The following is a 23,143-nucleotide window of genomic DNA, read 5'->3' on the forward strand; positions in this document are numbered from 1 at the left end:
GCAGGGGAGGGTTGGGGAGGGGTGGGTACTTGAGAAAGCGCTGCGGGCAAGGCAATCGCAAGAGCGTTACCCCCTCCCAGCCTCCCCCTGCAGGCAGGGGGAGGAGCTAACAGCTCGCAACCACGTGCTCTAGCCTTCACGGTACGGCCCCATCAGATCGGGATCGATATCCGGCGACGGCGGAATCGGCGGCGCAGCGTCGTGCGCAACGGCCTGACGCAGCTGAAACACATAGGCCAGCACCTGCGCCACCGCGATATACAGAGACGCCGGAATCTCGCGCCCCAGTTCCGTGGTGGCATACAGCGCACGTGCCAGCGGCGGCGCCTCCACCATCGGAATGCGATGACTGCCGGCCACCTGGCGGATCTGCATCGCCAACACGTCCACACCCTTGGCGATCACGCGCGGCGCGCGCATGCGGCCGTCGTCGTACTTCAGCGCTACCGCGAAGTGGGTGGGGTTGGTCACCACCACGTCTGCCTTGGGCAACTCCTGCATCATGCGGCGGCGCGCCAGCTGGTGCTGCACCTGACGGATGCGCCCCTTGAGCTCGGGGTTACCCTCGTTCTCCTTCATCTCGTCGCGCACTTCCTGCTTGCTCATGCGCAACTTCTTGGCGTAATCGAAACGCTGGTACAGCGCATCGATACCGCCGATCAGCGCCAGCATGGTGCCGAACAACAAGGCCGCACGCCCGAGCAGCGACAACGCATGCGTGATCCCCGACACCACCGTGCCGCGCCCCGTGGCCTGCATGGCGTCCTGCGAATGCCACAACACCCACGCCAGGGCGGAACCAATGAACAGCAGCTTCAGCAACGACTTCGCCAGCTCCACCAGTCCGCGCAACGCAAAGATGCGCCCGAAACCGGCGATCGGATCAAGCCGGTCGAACTTCGGCTCCAACGCCTGCCCACTGAAACTCAAACCACCGAGCAAGACCGGCGCGGCGAAAGTCGCCAGCAGCGTCGCCACCGCCACCGGCGTAAACAGCAACAGCGCCTCACGCAAGGCCGCGCCCAGCACACGCGCAGGCAACTCGCCCGAGAACAAAGCCTCGCGCCCGTAGCCCAGACTCATCGCGTAGATCTTGTGCGCATGCAGATATGCCCGCTCGCCGCCACTCATCAAGGCGGCGACACCCGCCAGCACCACCATCGCGCCGGAGAGATCACGCGAGCGCGGGACATCACCCTTCTCCCGCGCTTCGCGCAGCTTTTTTTCTGAAGGTTGTTCGGTGCGTTCCTGATCGTCATGCTCGGACATCGCCCTAGCCTCCGACCAGTTCGTGCATCAACGACCACGCCGAATCCTGCAACGACGCAAATGCACCGGGCAGGCTGCGCAAAGCCAGCCACAGGGCGATAAAGCCCAGACAGATCGTGATCGGGAAACCCACCGCGAACAGATTCATCGACGGCGCCGCGCGGCTGATCGCCGCAAAGCCCATATTCACCACCAGCAACGCCGTCATCGCCGGCAACGCCACCCGCACCGCGCCTGAGAACAACTGCGAGCCGAACGCCACCACCGCATGCAGGCCATTCGAAGTGATCGCATCCGCACCCGGCGGCAGGCTGGTGAAGCTGTCCGCCAGCAGCGCGATCAAACGCAAATGTCCATCCATCGCCAGGAACAACAGCGTCACCAGCAACAGATAAAACTGATTCAGTACCGGCGAACTGCCACCACCCTGCGGATTCACCACTTCGGCAAAGCCGAGACTCATGCTCTGCGCCACCAACTGCCCGCCGAACGCCACCGCCTCAAACGTCAGCCGCAACACAAAACCCACCGCCGCGCCGATCAACACCTGCCCCGCCATCGTGGCGACACCATCCGCCGTCATCGGATCGATCCGCGCCGGCGCCAGCGGCGCCAATACCATCGTCAACAACAGAATCAACGCCACCCGGATCCGCGCCGGCAACACCGACGCCCCAAACACCGGCGCCATCAAAAACAACCCAGCCACCCGCCCCGTGGCCCACATCAAGCCACCAAGCCACACCGGCAACTGCGCCAGATCCACGCTCGTCACCGCACAGCCCCCGGCAACCCCTCGATCAAATGCCGCGTGAACTGCACCAGCGTGCGCAACATCCACGGCCCGGTGATCAACGCCACCAACGCCATCGCGATCAGCTTCGGGATGAAGCTGAGCGTCATTTCATTGATCTGCGTGGCGGCCTGGATCACACCGATCAACAGACCGACGGCCAGCGCGGTGAGCAACAGCGGAGCGGCTACGAGCATCGCGACGTAAAGCGCGTGCTGGCCGAATTCGATGACGGATTCAGGCGTCATGGCGACACCGACGAGAAAGGTTGCCAAAGAGAGGGGGGGAAAGCACGGCGATGCGAAGCGAGCCCGTAACGGGTCCCCTGTGGAGCGGTGAGGGTTGGACGATCAGGCCCCGTAGGGGGCGCAGGCAGGGATGCCTGCGCCTTTTCGACAGGACATGGATGTCCTGTCGAAAAGCCCGGCCGACCCTCACGGACCCGCAGGCGTAGCCGGAGGGCGCGCAAGAGGGGTGCCTTTTCTTTTGGTTACTTTTCTTTGGGCAAGCAAAGAAAAGTGACTCGGACCGCGGCAGCGGTACGAAAGCCCGCGGCAGGCGAGCCAAGGCACGCAGACGCGACAACCGCGCGATAACGCCACTGGATTCCGGCCTGCGCCGGAATGACGAAGTAGGAAATGGCGAACCGAGCACCCACCCCTCACCCCGGCCCTCTCCCCGGAGGGGAGAGGGAGAAAGAGCGCGTGGCGCCATCATGAGTAAAAACTCCCCGCCAACGTCCCCAACAAAAGCGCCCACCCATCCACCAACACAAACAACATAATCTTGAACGGCAACGAGATGATCATCGGCGACACCATCATCATGCCCATCGACATCAACACACTCGCCACCACCAGATCGATAATCAGAAAGGGAATGAACAACAAAAACCCCATCTGAAACGCCGTCTTCAACTCGCTGGTGACAAACGCCGGCATCGCCACCCGGAACGGCACCGAACTTTTGTCGGCATACGGCTGCTCATTCGCCAACTTGGTAAACAACTGCAGATCCGCATCGCGCGTCTGATCCAGCATGAAATGCTTGAACGGCGCTGCCGCCGCCGGAATCGCCTGCTCCACCGTCAGCTGGCCGTCCATGTACGGCTTCACGCCATCCTGATAAGCGTGGTTGAGCACCGGCGTCATCACGAACAACGTGAGAAAAAGCGCCAGCCCCAGCAGCACCTGATTCGGCGGCGTGGACTGCGTACCCAGCGCCTGTCGCAGAAAACCCAGCACGATGATGATGCGCGTGAACGAGGTCATCATCAGCAGGATCGCCGGCAACAGCGTCAGCACCGTCATCAGTGCCAGCAGCTGCAGGGACAAGGTCCAGCTCTGCCCGCCACCCGCGGCGTTCTGCACATTCAACACCGGAATGCCGGCCGGCTCCGCCAGCGCCGCGAACGGCGTCAGCAGCAACGCAGGAAGGATCAGCGCACGCAGCCACTTCATGATTTGCGCTTCCACAAACCGAGCACGTCGGCGAACGACGGAGCCGGCGCCGCAGGCGGCACATCGGCCGGCGCGGGCGCCACGCCTTCATACACATGCAAGGTGCGCATGCCGCCCGGCCCCACGCCAAGCAACAAGCGCTTGCCATCGGCATCCACCAGCAGCACGCGCTCGCGCGCACCGACCGCAAAGGATTCGACGCAGCGAATGCGCCGGCCACCCGGCTGCGTACGCGCCTGCAGGCGGCGACTGAGCCAGCCGGCAGCGAAGATCAGCAGGATGATGCCGGCCAAGCTCAACACTACGCGCAGTAATTCCGCGCCCACGCTGACATCGGCGACCGGCAAGGCGGCGGCGAGCATCATCACCACCTCAACGCAGCTTGCGCACGCGCTCGGCGGGGCTGATCACGTCGGTCAGGCGGATGCCGAACTTCTCGTTGATCACCACCACTTCGCCGTGCGCAACGAGAGTGCCGTTGACGAACACATCCAGCGGTTCACCGGCTGCGCGGTCCAGCTCCACCACTGAGCCCTGGTTGAGCTGCAGCAGGTTGCGGATGCTGATGCGTGTGCGGCCCACTTCCATCGCCAGCGTCACCGGCACGTCGAGGATCAGGTCGAGATTGACGTCGCCGCCCTCGCCCGCCACGCCGAGCATGGTTTCGTATTCGGGGCGGCCGGCGGGATCAAGCAGTGTGGCGGAATCGTTGGTGGTGCTCATGCGGAAGGGTTCCCGTTGGAGAAGTCGGCGGACGCGCGCACTTCGCGGCGGCCAGCCAAAGCTTGGAAGCGCACGGCCTTGTGGCCGCCGGATTTGCCGTGATGGCCGCGGAAGATCGGCACGTCCTCAGCGAACACCGTGCACAGTTCGGGCAGGTTCACCGGGATCACGTCACCGGGACGCAGGCGCAGGAAGTCGCCGATGTTCATGCTGGTTTCCAGCAACATGGTGCTGAGCTCGACTTCGGCATCCAGCACTTCCTGATGCAGACTTTCCAGCCAGCGCTCGTCGCGCTCGACGCGGTCGCTCTGCACGCCGGCATCCAGCAACACGCGGATCGGCTCGACCATCGAATACGGCAGGGTCAAATGAATTTCGCCGCCACCGCCATCCAGTTCCACATGGAAGCGCGATACCACCACCGTCTCGGTGGGACTGACGATATTGGCGAACTGCGGATTGATCTCCGAATTGATGAATTCAAAGTTCAACGGCAGCACCGGCGCCCAAGCCTCCACCATCGCGACGAAGATCTCCGCCAACACGATCTGGATCACACGCGATTCGGTTGGCGAGAAATCGCGACCTTCGATGCGCGCGTGGTAGCGGCCATCGCCGCCAAAAAAATTATCGATCACGGTGAAGACCAGGCGCGGCTCCATCACCATCAGCGCGGTGCCGCGCAGCGGCTTCACCCTTACCAGGTTCAGATTGCTCGGCACCGCCAGCCCGTGCACGTACTCGCTGAACTTCATCATCTTCACGCCCAGCACCGAGACCTCGCAGGTCTTGCGCAGTACGCCGAAAACACCGGTGCGGAAGTAGCGCGCGAAGCGGTCGTTGACCATCTCCAGCGTCGGCAGGCGGCCGCGCACGATGCGGTCCTGCTGAGTGAAGTCGTAAGACAGCACCGCGTCTGTCGGCGGCGGCTCATCGCCACCGGTGGCCACCTCGCCACCGTTGACGCCATTGAGCAGCGCGTCGATTTCTTCCTGGGAGAGCAGCTCGCTCACGACACCCTCACTGCATCACAAAGCTGGTGAAATACAGCGCGTCCACACCGGGACGGCCGAGTTTGTCTTCCACAATCTTCTGCACCGCCGACAGCGCTTTCGACTGCAGCTTCTGCTTGCCCGTGGTATCGACCAGCGCGGTGTAGTCCTGGCTGGAGAACAGCATCACCAGCGCGTTGCGGATCACCGGATCGGCATCCTTCGCGGCCTGGATTGCGGCCGGGTCGTGCGCCATCAGGGTCACGCCCACTTGCAGATAGCTGAGCGAATCCGCCTTCTGGAAATTCACCACGAAGGCTGGATCGAGCTGCAGATACAGCTCCGGCCCCTTCGGCTTGTCCGCACTCTTGGCGTCGGCCACATGTCCCGGCGTTGCCGCGCCATGACCACGCAGCGTGTACAAGGCATAGCCGCACACCGCCGATACCACCAGCAGCGCCACCGCCAGAATTAAAACCACACTCCGCCCGCCACCTGCCTTCGTGGCGGGAACCTCGGCGGGAACTTGCTCAGCGTTCGACATGCATGACCTCTAAAAGAAAACGGATCCATGCCCGGCAGCGATGCATCGCGGTGCCGGGCCAAGGTCTAAAAGCAATCCGTGTGCCATCTAGGGAAATGGCTTAGTGGTGCGGCTTGCGACGGGCCGACGAGGAAGCGCGGCGTTTTATTGACGCGTGTCGGAGGGTTGTCGCGGCAATGCCACGGCGTCGGCATCGCCCTTCCCCGCATGAGGATCGGAAAATCATGTCGAAGACCAGCCTGCCTTCGCAGTTCGACGCTGTCAGGCTTTCAACAAGGCCTGATAGTCGGGGCTGAGTTCGGCAAGCACCACCAGCGCGGCCGCGCCAAGCGCCACGCAATCCGGTCCCGCCGTGCCCAGCTGGAGTCGCGCATGGGCGCGGTTCGCCCTGACGCTGACGGAGGGGAATAACGGCGGTGACTGTTCGATCAGTCGCCCCAGGATGTCGTTGGAGAGGGTGCCGCCGATGAGTACGGTTTCCGGATCCAGCAGCGATTCCAGCACGCTAACCGCATGGCGAAGCGCAGGTACGGCTTCGGCCAGCCAGCGCTGAATGCCCGCGGTGTGTTTGCGGTCGGTCAGATCCAGATCGCTCAGGTTCTGATCGGCGCCAACACCCAAATGCTCCAGCAGGGATGCGCCGGAAACGTAGCGCTCCAGGCAGCCGCGCTTGCCGCAGTAGCAGGGCTTGCCGTTCGGCGTAACGATCACGTGGCCGATTTCGCCGGCATTGCGCCAATGCCCGGAGTAGAGCCGGTTGTCGAGGTAGAACCCGGAACCGAGGCCGTGCCCGACGAACAGGTACGCGAAATCCCGCATGCCACCGGCCACGCCATACAACCGCTCGCCCATCGCGGCAGCCGTCGCATCGTTCTCCATCAGCACGGGAAGCCCGGTTTTCTGGCGCAACACGGCGAGACTCTGCTCGTCGTCCCAGCCGGGCATGCTGGTGGGGCCTACCGCGCTCATGCCTTCAACGCCAAAGGGGCCGGGCAGCGCAATGCCGATACCGAGCAATCGCTCAGCCGATACCTTGCGGCGAAACGCATCGATGCATTTCAGCAGCAGCGGCAAGGCCTCGGCAAAGGTCGGGTAGCTCACGGCGTGGACGCGCCGTCCGCGCGTGACTCCCTTCAAGTCCAGCAGTACCGCGACGATCTGATGCTGCTCGACGTGGAAGCCGATCGAGAAACCGCCGTCGGGGTTGATCGATAGCGGGATGGGCGGCTGCCCTCGGGCGATCTTTTCGGGAGCGTGTGCCGACAGTTTCGATTCGGCGATCAACTCCGCGACGATGTTGGAGATGGTCTGCGCGGTGAGCGAGGTGAGCCGCGTCAGGTCCGCACGGGTCAGCCTGCCGGCTTGGCGGATGGCCTCCAGCACGACACGCCGATTGTGCAGCCGGGCATGTTCGAGGTTGGTCCCCGTGGTCGGCTTGTTGGACTTGGAAGACATCGGCATCGCTGGCGGTTCGCTATTTGAGGATAGTCAGACGCGGGATACGCGGCGCCATGCGGCGCCAGGCAAATCGCGGGTCAGTCGCCACGATGGGGCGGATGTTCGAGCCGGAAGGCGACTGGATTCTATATGCCGCCTTCAAGCGCCACCGCCGCCCCGCCTGGGCAATGACCTCATGCAACTCCAATGGACGATGCGTCGGAAACCCATCTGGCAACCTGATTGGTGGCGCGCCTCAGCTATGCGCTTTTCTCCTCCCCCTGCTAGCAGGGGGAGGTCGGGAGGGGGTGAGCTCTTGCGAAAACCTCTCATGGAAGCGCTTTCTCAAGTACTTCCCCCTCCCCAACCCTCCCCCGCAAGCGGGGGAGGGAGTCAACCGCTCGCACTGCTGAGACTCAACACCAACTAGACCCCGGCGGCACCGCCCATGGCGAACACTACAACCTCACTCAATTAATTTCTTCAACTTGAATTAATAGAAAACTTGTGCTTTTCTTCGCTCAGCCAGCTCCTGCCCACCACCGTCACGCTGTTTCCGGAGATCGCCGAGAGCATGCGAAGCCAGACGCACCCAGTCTCTGAGGCACCTCAGCTGAAACCGCGGCTGGGCCTGGCGTCGGCCGTGGCCCTCAACATGAGCCAGATGTGCGGCGCCGGCCCCTTCATCACCATTCCCGCGATGATCGTGGTGATGGGCGGCCCGCAGGCTTATCTCGGCTGGTTGCTCGGCGCCCTGCTGGCTCTGTGTGACGGCTTGGTCTGGGCCGAACTGGGCGCTTCCCTGCCCGGCGCCGGCGGCACTTATATCTATCTGCGGGAAGCCTTCGGCAAACGCACCGGCACGCTGCTGCCCTTTCTCTTCGTGTGGACGGCGATGCTGTTCATCCCGATGACCATGGCCACGGGCGTGATGGGCTTTGTCCAATATCTCGGCTGGTTCCTGCCGAAGATGAGCACGCTGCACGGCAACCTGATCGGGTTAGCGCTGATCTGGATCACCATCGGCCTGCTATGGCGCACCACGCGGTCAATCGGCCGGCTCGGCATCGCGCTGTGGATCGTGATGCTCGCCAGCATCGTCTGTCTGATCGCTGCCTCGCTATCGCACTTCAATGCCGCGCGCGCTTTCAGCTTTCCGGCAGGCGCGTTCGATCTGGGCAGCAGCGCGTTCTGGTTCGGGCTCGCGGGCAGCCTGACCATCGGCACCTACGACTACCTCGGCTACAACACCTCGGCGTACCTCGCGGCCGAAGTAAAGAACCCGGGCAAGGTCATACCGGCCTCGATCGTGCTGTCGATCCTCGGCATGTTCGTGGTCTATTTCACGATGCAGATCGGCGTGCTCGGTGTGGTCGACTGGCATCGCATGCTCGACCCGAACTCGGCGGCATTCAGTTCGGTGGCATCTGTCGTTCTGAATGAATCATGGGGCGCGAACGCCGCGGGCGTCGTCACCGTGCTGATCCTGATCACGGCGGCCGCGTCGGTGTTCGCCGGTTTGCTCGGCGGGTCGCGCGTGCCTTACGAGGCCGCGCGCGATGGCGTCTTCTTCAAGGCGTTTTCGCAGATTCACCCGCGCCTGGGCTTTCCTACTTGGGGCCTGCTGGCGATGGGTGTGCTGACTACGCTCGGCTTCGCCGTCGGGCGTCTCACCTCATTGACCACGCTGATCCAGTTGCTGACCACGGTGATGATCCTGGTCCAGTCGGTGGCGCAGATCGCAGCGCTGTTCGCGTTGCGCCGCAACCGCCCGGAGCTAGAGCGCCCCTACAAGATGTGGCTATACCCCGTGCCCGCGCTGATCGCACTGCTCGGCTGGGTATACATCTACATGGCGTCGAACCAGAACGCGCCGGGCGCGTATCCCATCCAGTGGTCGCTGGCGTGGTTGCTGCTCGGATCGATCGCGCATCTGTGGTGGTCGCGTGCGCACGCACTGAAGGCGAAGCACGCATGAGCCGGAACCTGCCAACCTCAGCGCAGGGCGTGTTGCTCGCGATCGACGTCGGCGGCACCAAGACGCAGATCGCCAGCTACGACACCGCTACCGGCAAGCTGCATCGCGACCGGCTGGATACGCACGCAGCGGAACTCACTGGCCGCGCCGCGCTGCAACGACTCATCGCCGCGGCGAAACGTTGCGCGGCATCCGAAGGCAATGGCCCCCTGCTGGGCGTTGCCGCCGTCTTCCCCGGTGTAGTGCGCGAACGCCATCTGCGCATGGCGCCCAACACACCAGGGTTGGAAGGCATCGACTTGCACGGCGAACTCGCCGCCGCTTTTGACACCACCGCCATCACGCTGGACAACGACGTGAAGGCCGGCGCCCTGGCCGAACATGCGTGGGGCGGACTGCGCGGCACCGATCATGCGCTCTACCTCAACATCGGCACCGGCCTTGCCGCCGCGGCCATCATCAATGGCGAGGTCTATCGCGGTCGCAACGGTGCAGCACTGGAGATCGGCTATCAGTTGACGCCTTTTCTCGACCAGCACGCGCCCGAACAGTGGCGTGGCTGGCGCGAAGGTGTCGCGCCAATGGAGGCGGTGTTTTCCGGCGCATCGCTGGACGCGCTGGCGCAGCAGATGCTGGGGTCGGATCAGCGCGCCAAAGACCTGTTCCGCAGCACCGAGCCGCACGTGCAGCGCGAATTGCAGCGGCGGCTTCATGCCCTGGCGGCGCAGCTGGTGAATCTGTCGATCGCCTTCGACGTGGAGCGCATCGCCATTGGCGGCGGTGTCAACCAGCAATACCCCGTGCTTGAGCAGAATCTCGCGCAGTCACTGCAACGGCTGGTGCCATTTCCGCCCACCCTGGTGAGCGCGCGCTTCGCCGACGACGCGCCGCTGTGGGGCGCGCTGGAACTGGCACGCCGCGCTACCGACCTGCCGGCACTTCCGTCATCGATCTTCGACACATCCATGGGCGAGGCACCGGATGCCGTTAGCCAGCCATCCGCAGGGGCCAGGGAAGCCAAACAGCATCTGTAACCGACCAAGGCGTGCAGGTCGCGGCTGGGGAGCCGCACTCGTCATCGCCGACCGCAAAAATTCAGCACTGGAGGGGAGGACCACCATGCAGCATCGAACATCTCTACTGGCAGCCGCCATCGTCGCCGGGCTGTGTTGCACGCCATGGCCGTCGCAGGCCCAGAGTACGACGCCGCCGGCGTCGGGCACCGATACGAAACCGGCATCGAATCAGACCAGGGCCGAGGCGAAGAACGCCAAGGATCTCGCGGCAGTCACGGTCACCGGCATTCGCGGCAGCATGGCCAAATCGCTGGACACCAAGCGCGATGCGGACGCGATCGTCGATGCGATCACCGCCGAGGACATCGGCAAATTCCCGAGCACCAATGTCGCCGAGGCCATGGCGCAGATACCCGGCGTCACCATCGACCGGCGTTTCGGCCAGGGTGAGCGCGTCAGCATCGACGGTACCGATCCCAGCCTCAACCTCACCTTCCTCGATGGCCATCCGGTCGCACAAACGCCATGGCTGGTGGGCGAACAGCCCAATCGCGGCTTTGACTACACCCTGCTGGCGCCGGAGGTGCTGGGCCGCCTGGAGATCTACAAGTCACCGGAAGCGCGCCTGCCCGAAGGCAGCATCGGCGGCACCGTGATCATGCATACGCGTGAGCCGCTAGACCTGAAGGCGAACACCGTCACCGGCACGGTTGGTTTCAACTATGGCGACCAGGCCGACAAGGCGCGCCCGAACGCCTCCGTGTTGTACAGCTGGAAGAACACGCAATCGACGCTCGGCGCATTGGTATCGGTGTCGCATTACGAAGAGCAGACGGATCGCCAGGGCACCGAGATCTTCAACTATCAGTCGATGAACGATGCCTCCCAGGTCAGCCCCCTGGTGACAGGCCTTCTCGCCAACGGCCAGGTGGCCGGCAGCGACCTCATGCCCGACTCGCTCAACGCGGCGTGGTTCCAGCAGCATCGCAAGCGCGACACGGTTACCGGCACCGTGCAGTACAAGCCGACGGATCGCCTGGAGTTCACCGCCAGCGCGCTGTATGTGCGCGAAAACTTCAGCAACTTCGAGCAGTCGCTGTATTTCCAGGGGCCTGAGCAAAACCTCGATGCGCTCACCACGCCGGCCAACCATGGCGTGGTCCAGGGCGGCCATGTCTGTGGTGCCGCGGCGGGCTGCTCGCCGACGATCTATCTCGACTCGTTCGCACGCAAGTCGGTGGTCACCACCAAGGGCCTGGATCTCAAGGGCAGTTACCGTGGCGATGGCTGGGAACTCACCGGCCAGACTGGCGCGAGCAAGGCCAGCAACACGCTGCAGGAGTATTACCTCGGCTTCTTGTACGGCGGCAGCTACAACTGGGACATCAAGCACGGCATCCACTTCGATGACCCCAGCGCAGCCCGCGACCCAACCAACTGGATCTCGCCCTCGGGCAGCGACAGCCTGCTGCGCAATCCGCTGTCCTCGCGGGATTTCTACGGCCAGCTCGATTTCAGCAAGGACTTCGACGGCGCGGTGAACCAAGTGCTGATCGGCGCGCGCTATACCCGCCACAACGAAGGCTCCGACTATCGCTCGTATGCGCAGGGCATCACCAACGGTTCGCTGGCGGATGTCGGTGGCATCAGCTACACCGACTTCCTCACCAGCAGCCACTTCTCCGGTTTCTCGGCGGATCAGCGCCGGCATGTGCAGACAACGGACGGCGCCGAGCTCGCTTGGATCGACCACAGCCCGATCGATTGGACGGCGGTGAGCCCGGCCAACTACATCAACGGCACCTGGAGCGTGCGCCAGGAAGCGGAGGCGCTGTACGCCCAGGGCAATTTCAACGTCGATTCGTTCCGCGGCAACTTCGGCGTGCGCTACGTGCACACCAAGATCGACGGCAATTACATCCAGGCCGTCGGCGTGCCCGTCTACCCGGTGCCGGACGCATGGCGCAGGACATCGCAGGCCACTTACAACGACTGGCTTCCTGCTTTCAATCTCGCCTACGACACTCAGCATGACGTGGTGCTGCGCCTCTCGGCCGCGAAAGTCATTTCGTGGGCGCCCTACAACCAGCTCGTGCCCAACACCTTCCTCAACGACGACATTCTCAACGGCACCGGCGGCAACGGCGGACTCCAGCCTTACAAGTCCTACAACTTCAATGCATCGGCCGAATGGTATTTCAGCTCACAGTCGGTGCTGGCCGCCTCGGTGTTCTACAAGCACGTACTCAACTACATCGACCAGGTCGCCAAAACCGAGCGCCTCTACAACAGCTTCAACGACTCCGATCACGCCAACTTCGTGCAGAAGTACGTCAATGGCCAGTTAGGCAATTGCGACGTATCCGGTTACTGCGACTACACCGTCATCCGCCCCTACAACGCAGGCGCCGGCAAGATCCGCGGCTTTACCTTGAACTACCAGCAGCCGTTCGGCGACACCGGGTTTGGCCTTTCCGCCAACTACACCTACACGCACGCACGCAACAGCACCGGTCAAGCGCTGCCCTACAGTTCGGACAACGCCATCAATCTCAGCCCGTACTACGAGAAAGGCCCGCTGTCCGCCCGCCTGATCTACGGCTGGCGCAGCAAATACCTGGCAGGCGGCTTTATCGCCGGCGCCGCGCCAGCCACGGTGGACGCCTATACCGAACTCGACGCGAGCCTGGGCTGGACCTTCAACCCCAATATCTCCGTCACGCTGGACGCGATGAACCTGCTCGACGAGAAATACTTCCAGTATCAGGACACCAAGCGCGAACCACTCAACACTTACACCACGGGTCGCCGGTACATGATGAATCTGCATTTCAAGTTTTAAGGATGTCTAACTCCCTCCCCTGCTAGCAGGGGAGGGCTGGGGAGGGGGTGAGTACTTGAGAAAACGTTGCGTGAGACGCTTTCTCAAGTACTCACCCCCTCCCGACCTCCCCCTGCAAGCAGGGGGAGGAGATTAAAAGCGAGCCCTTATATGCGCGGGAAGGCAAGCATCAGCCTCGGCTGAGATTCGACGCCATTTGGCGGAAAAGATGGACATGTCATTCACCAGACGTCGTCACCACTCATGAAGATCAGTCCATTGAAGATCCTTCCTGTTTTCTTCAGCGCACTCTTTTTCCATTCGTGCCTCGCGTCCGCAAGTGCCGAGCTACCACTGATCCCCCGACCCTCAACGGTGGAAACACACGAAGGGCAGTTGACCATCGGAGCGCGAATCGTGGTTCGCGTCGATCCCTCCGACCCGGCGGCACTTCGGGTAGCTCACGCGCTTTCGGACATGCTGGCACGTCTCGGTGGCCCATCCCTGACCGTCGGCGAAGGATCGCCGGCACAGGGACGGGCGGCCATGGAGCAAACCGTCATCGTCATCAGCCGGCGCGCCGATGCGCCGGTCACGCAGTCCGAGGGTTACACCCTCGACGTCACAGCCAAGGCAGCGCGCATCATCGCCCGCGATGAAAGCGGGCTGTATTACGGCGCGGTGAGTCTGGCGCAGCTGGTCAGCGCTAACGCCACGGACAAAACATTCCATGTGCCGGCCGTACATATCGCCGACTGGCCGCGTTTCGCCTGGCGCGGCCTGATGATCGATTCGGCCAGGCATATGCAGAGCGTGGCTGAGATCGAGGGCATCCTCGAGCAGATGGCGCTGCACAAACTCAACGTACTCCACTGGCATCTGACCGACGACCAGGGCTGGCGCATCGAGATCAAGCGCTACCCGGAACTGACCCACACCGGCGCATGGCGCACGCCGCCCGATGCCGGCAAGGACGGTGAGCCCGCGCGCTACGGCGGTTACTACAGCCAGGACGACATCCGGCATGTCGTGGCCTATGCCGCCGCGCGCCACATCACCGTCGTGCCGGAGCTGGACATGCCCGGCCACGCACAGGCGGCCGTCGCGGCGTATCCGCAGTTCGGCGTCACTGGCCAGCGTCCGGCGGTTTCGGCGGACTGGGGCGTCAATCCCTACCTCTACAACGTCGACGAGCCGACCCTGCATTTCCTCGAAGGCGTGCTCGATGAAGTGATGGCGCTGTTCCCCTCGCGCTATATCCACCTGGGCGGCGATGAAGCCATCAAGGATCAGTGGGAAGCATCGCCGGCCGTGCAACAGCGCATGCGCGCACTGGGCCTGCAACATCCCGAGCAACTGCAAAGCTGGTTGATGGGGCGCCTGGGTCACTACCTGGACAACCATGGCCGGCGCCTGATCGGCTGGGATGAGATCCTCGAAGGCGGCGTGCCTGGCGATGCCGCAGTGATGTCCTGGCGCGGCATCAAAGGCATCGAACAGGCCACGCGCGCCGGCCACGATGTGGTTGTCGCCCCCGATCCCTTCCTCTACCTCGACTACGTGCAAAGCACCCGCAACGACGAAACCGCAGGGCGCCTGCCAATGCAGAGCCTGCAAAGCGTCTACGCATTCGAGATCGTGCCGCCAGAGCTTGCGGACACGCAGGTGCGGCGCATTCTGGGCGCGCAGGCCAATGTCTGGACGGAACATATGCCGACCGCAGCGCATCTCCAGCACGCCATTTTCCCGCGGCTCGATGCCTTGGCGGAGAACGTGTGGACGCCGGCCGACAAGCGGAACTGGCAAAGCTTCCTCGCCCGCCTTCCCGCACAGCTCGCCCGATATCGCCAGCAAGGCATTGGCTATGCGGACAGCGCGTATGCCGTGGATATCGGCGTGGATCGCCGACAGGCACTGGCCAGCAGCAAGGCGACCGTTACGCTCTCCAACCAGATTGGCAGCGGCGTCATCCACTACACGCTGGATGGGCCCCCGCCCGACACGCATTCACCCGTCTACACAAAACCGTTCACAGCGACCCTGCCGGTGACCATACGCGCAGCCACGCTGACCACATCCGGCAGCCTTCTGGCCAATACCCGCGAGCGCGTGCTGGACGAAGCGCATTTGCGCAGCCTCGAAGGAAACGAACTGACCGCCTGCCCGTCGGAACACATCGACGAGATGCGCGCGCAGCCGACGCCGGATGCTACGTCGCTGACGCCGACCTACACCATCAACGTCTTCGACAGTTGCCGGCTCACGCCACCGCTGCCGCTCGACGGCGCCGCTGTCGTCAACATTGATCTGGCGCGCCTGCCCCGCAACGTCGCCCTCGCCCACGACGCCAAACTGATCACGAGTCGCGCCACGGCGACAAAGCATGGCGAGCTCGAGTTGCGCGCCGACCGCTGCGATGGGCCCGCCTTGTCGGTAACCAACCTCCCCGACCCGACCAGCTCACCGGCCCGCTTCACGCTGACGGCCGCACTGCCGCCGATGCATGGCACGCACTCGCTATGTCTTGTGATGACAGGATCACCGCAAGCGCCGTATTACGGCGTCGGCCGTCTGCAATGGCAGCCCGCCGCCGCGTCATTGAAGAAGCCGCGTCCATGAGCACGACGAGCACGCGCCTTTCATCGATCGATGCGTTGCGCGGCTGTACCGTCGCCGCCATGTTGCTGGTGAACGACCCGGGGCTCGAAGCCCATGTCTATGCCCCGCTCGAACATGCGGCCTGGAACGGCTGCACGCCCACCGACCTGATCTTTCCCTTCTTTCTTTTCATTGTCGGCGTCTCCACCGCGCTCGCGTTCGAGCCGCGACTTGAACAAGGGGTATCGCCCGGTTTACTCACGCGGCAGGCGATGCAGCGTGCACTGCGCATCCTGCTTCTCGGTGTCGCCATCAACGTGCTCGAATGGTGGCTGATACCGGAAGCGCACTTGCGGCTGCCCGGTGTATTGCAGCGGATCGGCCTGTGTTTCGCCGGAACCAGTCTGTTTGCGCTGTACGCACAACCGCGCACCTGGTGGACAGCTATCGTGTTCCTGCTGCTGGGTTATTGGGGATTGCTGTGGGCGGGTGGCTCCCTCGACCCATGGGTGAACCTCGTCGATCGCTTCGACAGCACCGTGTTCGGTCGCGCCGTCTATCAGATCGACGCCGGCACCGGCCGCGGTCACGACCCTGAAGGACTGCTCGGCACCCTGCCCTCGCTCGCGACCAGCCTGCTCGGCTTGTGCGCCGGCCATTGGTTGCGGGGCGGACATGCCAGAAGGCTGATCGGCGCCGGTCTCGCTGCATCACTCGTGGCGCTCGCCTGGTCGCATTGGCTGCCGTTCAACAAAAATCTCTGGACGCCGTCGTTCGTACTCTGGACCGGCGGCCTCGCCATGCTCGCGCTCTGGCTGTTCCACTATCTGATCGACCAGCGCGGCTGGCGTCCGCTGGGCCGGCGCTTTGGAGTCAATGCCCTTGCGGCTTATGCCGGCGCGGAAATCATGCAGATACTGATTCCCGCCAGCGGCCTGCAGGCTGCCATCGAATCGTTGCTGACAGCCAGGTCATCCGCGCAACATGCCGATCCCAGGCTGTTCTCGCTGGGGTACGCCATCGCTTTTGTTGCGCTCTGGTGGCTCATCGTTTTCGTGATGGATCGCAAGCGGATTTACGTGAGGCTGTAGCTCGCCGCGCCCTGGCTCAACAGCCCGTACCCATATCGTTTGAGCAGGTGGCCGCGGTGATTCCGGCTGGACCGGCTGCACCGCGGCGGTGGGTGTCGCATTGCTTGAGCTCGCAATGCTCGCCTCATGACCCTTGGCTTTTCCCCTTCCTGGCGCGCCGAAGTCGTACTGAGTTTCGTCGTCGCCTGCGGCAACCAAACACAGCCGGGGCAAGTGCCCCGCACCAGAACAGCCTTCTTACTTGGCGTTCTTCTTCTTTTCCTCCTTGGCCGCCTTCTTTTCTTTCATGGTCTTGGCCGGCTTCTTCTTATCGCTCTTCTTTGAATCCATACCCTTGCTCATATCAATTCCCCGGTCATGGTTACAGTCTGTTGAACGCACATCGAGCGCCCCGTCCGCAAGCCCCTCGGGCTTGCGCTTGCAGGCATCCCGCCAGTGGAAGGCTACGCCAATCGGCGGATTCGTAAAACTGTGGTTTTGTGCGTTCGGCCAACCACCGCTCACCTCGCCAGGATGCCGCTAGGCACGGCCGTGTTGCCGCTTGTCCCAGGTCCGGTGCGTATTCGTCAGGAGCGACGCAATCTGGTTTGCCCCTGGCAGTTAGCAGAAGCCACCAAGCGAGTCCTTCGCCAGTGAGTAGGGGTGCCTTCCACTGAGGTTACCCATGCGATCCGAAGCACTGATCAAGCTCTCCTTTGCCATCGCCGCCAGCCTGTTGCTCAGTACGCCGGGCCACGCCGCGGACGCCGGCGCGCAGGCGTTGGTCTCCCGGGCGCTGAAGGCTATGGGCCAGACTCACGATCTGCACCAGGTGGCTGCCTTGCGCGCCGAAACCATCAGTGCAGCCTGGGATACGGTCGAATTCGACCATGCCGATGCGCCCTATATTTTCCAGGGGGCCGCCCATGCGACCGTCCTGGACGATATGCAGGGCGGCCGGCGGCTGACCGACGAGACCCAGCTCGGTGCCGGCGCGGAGCCTACCTCGCTGCACACCCGAACACTGCTGACGTCAACCGAAGAACGCACGGACAGAACCATGGCCGGCCAGCCGCTGAGGATCGTGCGTGACGACGCGCCGCCCGCGTGGAACGTCGATGAGCCGATCGCCGCACTCCTCCTTGCCGAAAAAGCCAACGATCTCGTGCGGGAGAAGGACGCTTCGCCACATGGCATTCCACAGCACGTCGTTTCGTACCACGTGGGGCGTTATCCCGTGCGCCTCTTTCTCGATGCCACCACCGGCCTACCCAGCGCCATCGAAGTCACGCGCGTACTACAGCGCGCCAATAGCGTTGACCTCGCCTATAACGCCATGGGTGACCTGACTGATCGAATCGAGTTGATGAACTACGCGCTGTTCGATGGCGTGCGCTATCCCGTGCAATCGGACCTGTACCGCAACGGCGTCCATCTGAGAACGACTGTCCGCAATGATCTGCACATGGATGCGGCACTCGATGCGAACGCGTTCGCGTTGCCCGTAACCTCCGTCCCCATATCCCACGCAATGCTGGATGACATTGCGCTCGGTCAACCCGTGGCGCTGGCGCCAGATCCCAAGGCCCCCATTACGGAAATCTCCCCCGGCATCGTGCAGATCCCCGGCTCATGGTTCAGCACCATCGTGCGCCAGGACGATGGGCTGGTGATCATCGATGCGCCCATCTCCACCGGCTATTCGCGAAAGGTGCTCGATGAAGCAGCGCGACGCTTTCCCGGCATGCGGGTGAAAGCACTGATCACGTCCACCGCGTTCTACTGGCACGTAGCCGGCGTGCGCGAATACGCAGCGCGCGGTATTCCGATCTACGTACGCGACCGCAACGTCGCCGTCATCCGCGCGATGCTCAATGCGCCACACACCCTAGCACCGGATGAACTCGCAACCCATCCCGTCGCCCCCATCATTCGCCCGGTATCGAAAGCGACGGCCATCGGCCAGGGCCATAACGCGATCGTGCTGTATCCCGTGAACGACGGTGAGCAGCCCATGGAAATGACCTGGATCGCCGGCGCGCACCTGCTGCATACCGGCGAGATGGTCATGCCACTGGGACCGAACGGTGCGCTGCTGCAACCCGAATCGCTGCTGGAATTGAAGCATTCGGTCGAGGCGACACCCATTGCCACCGACGGATTGCGCATGATTGGCATGCATATGCGCCCTACCGCGTGGGAGGCGCTGCTGAAAACGCTTAAAGATGCAGGCGTCGATGGAGCACCGGGCGCGACGTGAAGCGCACGAAAGGCTAGCCGGACCGACAAGTAGGTAATTGAGCGTCCAACTCAACCCGCGAAAGTCGCGCCCGACGCAGAGTGGCAGATCGAAACCGCGAATCCCCTTCCCCCTATCGCCTCGGCATGCGCTCGAATGTCGGCAAGCCATCGGGAATTTGATGAAAGGGTTGCTTGTCGACCGTGAAGATAGCCATCTGCGGATGGCCGAAAACGGCTGGATCGTCGAGTGTGCCGACTTTCAGAATGATGGCGTCCAGCCCGGGCCGCCGCGTAATCAGTTGCGTACCGCATGTCGCGCAGAATTCCCGGGTCACGGGATACTCGAGATCGCTTCGCGAAAACCGCCGCGGCTCTCCCTTGGTGTAACGGAAGCCATCGGGCGGCATCAGCAGGAACATATGCGGAGCACCGCCGCTGTAGTACTGACATTCGCGACAGTGACACTGCGCCTTCAACATGGGCGCACCTTCGGCGACGTAGCGGACCTCGCCGCAATAGCAGCCGCCTTCAAGCTTCACGGCATGGTCGTTATGAGTAGCGTGCATGCGTTGATCTCCATATCGGGGCGCTGTTTGTGTTGCCTGTCGTACTAGCCTCTGATCGAAGGCGGCATCCTTTTGCGCATCGTCATCAGGTTGCACTCAACTAGCTCCGTTCCTTGTCCAAGCCTTTCTCCTTGTAGCGCAACAAAACATCAGCCGCGCAGCTTTTTTCCGAGATTCGGCCGCGCGATGAACACGAAGGCCTTGCCTTGACGGTGCTGATCCATGAGACCGGCGTCAACCAGACCAAGCAGATCGGCGCGTGCCGTCTGATAGGAGGTGTCGTGTGTACGTCGATGTACGTCAATGGTGAAGAGCTTTTCCGGGTGCTTCAACGCATTAAGGAGAAGAGCACGCTGGCGATGATTAAGTTGACGAGCCAGCTTGCTGCCGGGCTTTAGCAAGGCAGCTGCATCTTCCTGGTCACGTTGCTTTCGGGCAATGTAGCCATGCACGCCGTCGATAGCCTCCAGCAACACATCGAGCTGATGCGACACAAAGTAGGTCGTATCGCTGCTGTCGGTTTCTGTGTACAGGTAGGAGCGTATGTATTGAGCCGGTGCTCGTTTGAGAATGCTTGATATCGACAGGTATTCCGACATCCAGAATCCAGAGCGCAGCATCGACCAATAGAAGAGTGTGCGAGCGGTGCGACCATTGCCATCAACGAACGGGTGGTCGTATCCGATCTGGAAGTGGATGATGATGGCACGCACGACCGGATGGATAAAATGCTCGTCATCGTCGGTTTGGTTGGCGAAATTGCACAGAGCCTGCAAGCGCGCCGGTAGCTCTCGGGCGAGTGGCGGAACGTGCAGGACATGGCCAGTTTCATCTTCGACCACGATGTCTTCGCCTTCGCGGCGTAGCCTGCCTGCACACCCTTCGTCTTCGAGTGTCCCTTCCGTAAGCATGCGATGCATTTCAAAAATGGCATCGGGCGTAAGCGGACGCTGCCGCCACTCTTTCAGCTCCCGCATGGCGACGTAGTTGTTCCAGATCATCCGCTCGCCGTAATCGCGCGGCTGACGGCCGCTGCGCAGCATGTCCTTGGCGACCTGGGTAGTCGTTGCCGCACCTTCCAGCTGCGATGAGGTCATCGCCTCTTCCATCAGCGAGCGCACCAAATAGCGTTCACGCATGCTGTCGGACTGAACACCGTCCTGGCCGCGAAGCGCGCCCGCAGCATCGCGCGCGACTAGAAACAACTTACGTTGGATGCTGTCGCTGAGCACCACCTTGAATGCGCTGTCGGTCTTATCCTCCAACGGCAGCCGGCGTTGCAGCGCAATCCGCGCCATCTTGATGCCTAGCCACCACTGTTCGGCTGTCAGTCCATCCGGGGGAGAAAGGTGGCGCAAATGGTCCCAATGCTCATAGCGGCCTTTCACCTCCGGCCCCGGATGCTTCGACATGATCCTGACCAGATCGCCGGAATACCGGTCGAACAGCTCGTTCCAGGGCGGAGGGGCAACGGGTAGTTTCATCGGGCACCTGTCGATTTACTACTAAAACATAACTAAATTAGTAGAAAAACGATAGTAGACCGCATGGCGACACGCCCCGACGGCCCTGCCCAGGCTAGCTAGCCACCGTCCCGGCGCCAGGCAAGGGAAGCATCGCCAGCGCCCTGTTCGCCCCACACAGAGACCTGATTAGCGTCGAATCTCAGCTCTGAGCACGCCTTTCCCCTCCCCTGTTTGCGACGCGAAGCTAGTCCCGTGGGACAGGGGAGACCGGGAGGGGGCCAACCCTTGCGAGAACCCCACCAGAAACGCCTTCTCAAGTACTCACCCCACCCCAACCCTCCCCTGTAAACAGGGGAGGGAGCTGATAGCTGAGATTCGACGCTAATCAGGACACAGCGAGAGGCGAACCCGATCCCGTTTTTGCCGAGGTTCGCTATGCTGCAACAACGGTATCGGGTTCACTCCAGGGCTGGAAGGAAATGAACCCACCCGGTTTCGAAAACCGATCTCGCCCCCTGTTTTGATACGGACGCCCGGGAGCCACGTGATCCAAGTGAACTGCGATGTGATTGAAGGGCTTTGCGCGCGCCATGGATGAGCGCAGGTCGGACTCCAAACGGGCGGCCGGCGTCTTCATCGCCCTGATCACTCTGGTCACATTGGCTGCCCTTTATGCGCCGCGCTTCAGGCCTCCCGCGGCAAAACCCAAAGCTCCCCCTTCGACGCGGCCGATCATGCCCACCGTCGAGCTGTGGCTGAGCACGGCGGATCGCCGACTGAAGCTGATGCAGCAGCTCAACATCGAGATGAGTGCCCGCGGCTCGTTGTCCTCCGATGTGGTCATCGACGTCCACAGCAAATATCAAACCATGGTCGGTTTCGGGGCGGCGATGACGGACTCGTCGGCGTGGTTGCTACAGAACAAAATGAATCAGCTGCAGCGCGGCGCTTTGTTGCACGAGCTGTATGGCCCGCCACCCAACCTCAACCTAAACATGATGCGCCTGACCATCGGCGCCTCTGATTTCTCGTTGCAGCCGTACACCCTGGACGATGTTCCCATCGGCCAGACCGACCCGCAATTGCTGCACTTCAATGTCGCGTCCAACTTGCAAGATGTGATACCGACGGTGCGTGAGGTTCTTTCCATCAATCCGGAGCTGTACATCATCGCGTCGCCATGGAGCGCGCCGGCGTGGATGAAGACCAGCGAAAACCTGATCGGCGGGCAGTTGCTGGAGCAGTACGAAAGTGCGTACGTGGATTATCTCGTCAAGTACCTCGACACTTACCGCGGCTATGGCATCCCCATCTTCGCCTTGACCTTGCAAAACGAGCCCAACTTCATACCGATCACCTACCCCGGCATGGAAATGACTGCGGCCACGCGGGCGCGCATCGTCACGGAATATCTCGGCCCGAAGCTGGCAGGCCGCCGGCCAAAAACGCGCATCCTGGAATGGGATCACAACTGGAACCATCCCGAGCAGCCATCGAGTGTATTGGCCGACCCCGATACCGCGCGCTATATCGATGGCGTTGCCTGGCACTGCTACCAAGGCAGCCCCTATGCGCAGAGCCGCGTACATCGTGCGTATCCTCAAAAGGACACTTACATCACCGAATGTTCCGGGGGTGATTGGGCGTCGAGCATCAACGGCGAGCTGATCTGGTTTACACGGAACCTGCTGATCGCCGGAATCAGGCAGTGGGCTCGCGGCGTCGTGTACTGGAACCTGGCGCTCGACGAGAACCACGGCCCGCATTTCGGCGGATGCGATGCCTGCAAGGGTGTGATCATGATCGACTCGCAGACGGGCGCGGTCAGCCGCAACGACGAATATTACGCGTTGGCGCACTTCAGCAGATTCGTTTTGCCCGGCGCCGTTCGGGTGGAATCCACCGCTACCGACAAGGGCATCGACAATGTGGCATTCCAGAATGCTACCGATGGATCGATCGTTCTGGTGATAGTGAATAGCAATGCGGATACGCGCCGCGTCTCGGTGGCGGAAGGCCTGACCCGTTTCGAATACATGATGCCGCCGCAAAGCGTAGCGACCTTCGTATGGAACCCGGACCAAGTGGGTGCATGGGTGCGACGCGCTCTCTGGTGGTTGAAAAAGGCCCAGTAGCGGAATCTGTTTGTGTGCACGAGAGCTATCGGAT

At 62.5% G+C, this 23,143-nt stretch carries 19 protein-coding genes; 7 read left to right on the top strand and 12 right to left on the bottom strand.

Translation table 11 applies throughout. The features are described 5' to 3' along the window. Nucleotides 1-129: 129 nt before the first annotated feature. The 9 genes from flhB to BM338_RS00445 all read right to left on the bottom strand — a co-directional run bounded on the left by flhB (nt 130) and on the right by BM338_RS00445 (nt 7,242). Nucleotides 130-1,269, bottom strand: coding sequence for a flagellar biosynthesis protein FlhB (flhB, locus tag BM338_RS00405; RefSeq protein ID WP_090448818.1), 1,140 nt, complete (start codon nt 1,267-1,269; stop codon nt 130-132). A 4-nt stretch (nt 1,270-1,273) separates the two neighbouring features. Further along, the gene (gene fliR / locus BM338_RS00410) at nt 1,274-2,044 is read right to left on the bottom strand and encodes a flagellar biosynthetic protein FliR (protein WP_090448819.1); all 771 of its coding nucleotides are present in this window, start codon (nt 2,042-2,044) and stop codon (nt 1,274-1,276) included. Then, complete coding sequence (fliQ, locus tag BM338_RS00415; RefSeq protein ID WP_090448820.1) at nt 2,041-2,310, bottom strand: flagellar biosynthesis protein FliQ; 270 nt, start codon at nt 2,308-2,310, stop codon at nt 2,041-2,043. Before fliQ ends, fliR begins: the two co-directional genes overlap by 4 nt. 465 nt (nt 2,311-2,775) lie before the next feature. Beyond that, on the bottom strand, nt 2,776-3,522 hold the full coding sequence (gene fliP, locus BM338_RS00420; protein WP_090448821.1) for a flagellar type III secretion system pore protein FliP: 747 nt from the start codon (nt 3,520-3,522) through the stop codon (nt 2,776-2,778). Beyond that, nucleotides 3,519-3,887: a flagellar biosynthetic protein FliO gene (gene fliO, locus BM338_RS00425; RefSeq protein WP_255367140.1), complete on the bottom strand. Its 369-nt coding sequence runs from the start codon at nt 3,885-3,887 to the stop codon at nt 3,519-3,521. Before fliO ends, fliP begins: the two co-directional genes overlap by 4 nt. 7 nt (nt 3,888-3,894) lie before the next feature. Beyond that, complete coding sequence (gene fliN / locus BM338_RS00430; RefSeq protein ID WP_255367205.1) at nt 3,895-4,182, bottom strand: flagellar motor switch protein FliN; 288 nt, start codon at nt 4,180-4,182, stop codon at nt 3,895-3,897. 59 nt (nt 4,183-4,241) lie between these two features. Further along, on the bottom strand, nt 4,242-5,258 hold the full coding sequence (gene fliM / locus BM338_RS00435; protein ID WP_090448823.1) for a flagellar motor switch protein FliM: 1,017 nt from the start codon (nt 5,256-5,258) through the stop codon (nt 4,242-4,244). A gap of 7 nt (nt 5,259-5,265) precedes the next feature. Further along, nucleotides 5,266-5,781 (bottom strand): flagellar basal body-associated FliL family protein, encoded by a 516-nt coding sequence (locus tag BM338_RS00440; protein WP_090448824.1) that lies wholly within the window; start codon nt 5,779-5,781, stop codon nt 5,266-5,268. 261 nt (nt 5,782-6,042) lie between these two features. Beyond that, nucleotides 6,043-7,242 (bottom strand): ROK family protein, encoded by a 1,200-nt coding sequence (locus BM338_RS00445; RefSeq protein ID WP_090448825.1) that lies wholly within the window; start codon nt 7,240-7,242, stop codon nt 6,043-6,045. Nucleotides 7,243-7,792: 550 nt separating this feature from the next. Here BM338_RS00445 and BM338_RS00450 point away from each other — a divergent pair. The 5 genes from BM338_RS00450 to BM338_RS00470 all read left to right on the top strand — a co-directional run bounded on the left by BM338_RS00450 (nt 7,793) and on the right by BM338_RS00470 (nt 16,722). After that, entirely contained in the window at nt 7,793-9,196 is a 1,404-nt protein-coding gene (locus tag BM338_RS00450; protein ID WP_090450029.1) for an APC family permease, read from the top strand. Continuing rightward, entirely contained in the window at nt 9,193-10,230 is a 1,038-nt protein-coding gene (locus BM338_RS00455) for an ROK family protein (protein ID WP_090448826.1), read from the top strand. Before BM338_RS00450 ends, BM338_RS00455 begins: the two co-directional genes overlap by 4 nt. A gap of 85 nt (nt 10,231-10,315) precedes the next feature. Next, on the top strand, nt 10,316-13,054 hold the full coding sequence (locus BM338_RS00460) for a TonB-dependent receptor (RefSeq protein ID WP_090448827.1): 2,739 nt from the start codon (nt 10,316-10,318) through the stop codon (nt 13,052-13,054). 258 nt (nt 13,055-13,312) lie between these two features. Continuing rightward, a complete protein-coding gene (locus tag BM338_RS00465) occupies nt 13,313-15,652 on the top strand; it encodes a family 20 glycosylhydrolase (RefSeq protein WP_255367206.1) in 2,340 nt (779 codons plus the stop codon). Further along, entirely contained in the window at nt 15,649-16,722 is a 1,074-nt protein-coding gene (locus BM338_RS00470) for an acyltransferase family protein (RefSeq protein ID WP_090450030.1), read from the top strand. Before BM338_RS00465 ends, BM338_RS00470 begins: the two co-directional genes overlap by 4 nt. 237 nt (nt 16,723-16,959) lie before the next feature. Here BM338_RS00470 and BM338_RS21530 read toward each other — a convergent pair whose 3' ends face one another. Beyond that, nucleotides 16,960-17,226 carry a hypothetical protein gene (locus BM338_RS21530; protein WP_177229180.1) on the bottom strand — a complete coding sequence of 89 codons (267 nt, stop codon included), beginning with the start codon at nt 17,224-17,226 and terminating at the stop codon, nt 16,960-16,962. Nucleotides 17,227-17,386: 160 nt separating this feature from the next. On the opposite strand from BM338_RS21530, the gene BM338_RS00480 reads away from it, so the two are divergent. After that, on the top strand, nt 17,387-18,961 hold the full coding sequence (locus tag BM338_RS00480; protein WP_090448830.1) for an MBL fold metallo-hydrolase: 1,575 nt from the start codon (nt 17,387-17,389) through the stop codon (nt 18,959-18,961). Between the two features lie 112 nt (nt 18,962-19,073). Here BM338_RS00480 and BM338_RS00485 read toward each other — a convergent pair whose 3' ends face one another. Then, complete coding sequence (locus tag BM338_RS00485) at nt 19,074-19,508, bottom strand: GFA family protein (protein WP_255367141.1); 435 nt, start codon at nt 19,506-19,508, stop codon at nt 19,074-19,076. 149 nt (nt 19,509-19,657) lie between these two features. Further along, nucleotides 19,658-20,992, bottom strand: coding sequence for a Fic family protein (locus BM338_RS00490; RefSeq protein WP_090448831.1), 1,335 nt, complete (start codon nt 20,990-20,992; stop codon nt 19,658-19,660). Nucleotides 20,993-21,708: 716 nt separating this feature from the next. Here BM338_RS00490 and BM338_RS00495 point away from each other — a divergent pair. Continuing rightward, complete coding sequence (locus BM338_RS00495; protein WP_255367142.1) at nt 21,709-23,109, top strand: glycoside hydrolase family 30 protein; 1,401 nt, start codon at nt 21,709-21,711, stop codon at nt 23,107-23,109. Nucleotides 23,110-23,143: the final 34 nt, after the last annotated feature.

The organism is Dyella sp. OK004 (assembly GCF_900114495.1).
In the GTDB taxonomy this organism is placed as follows: domain Bacteria; phylum Pseudomonadota; class Gammaproteobacteria; order Xanthomonadales; family Rhodanobacteraceae; genus Dyella_D.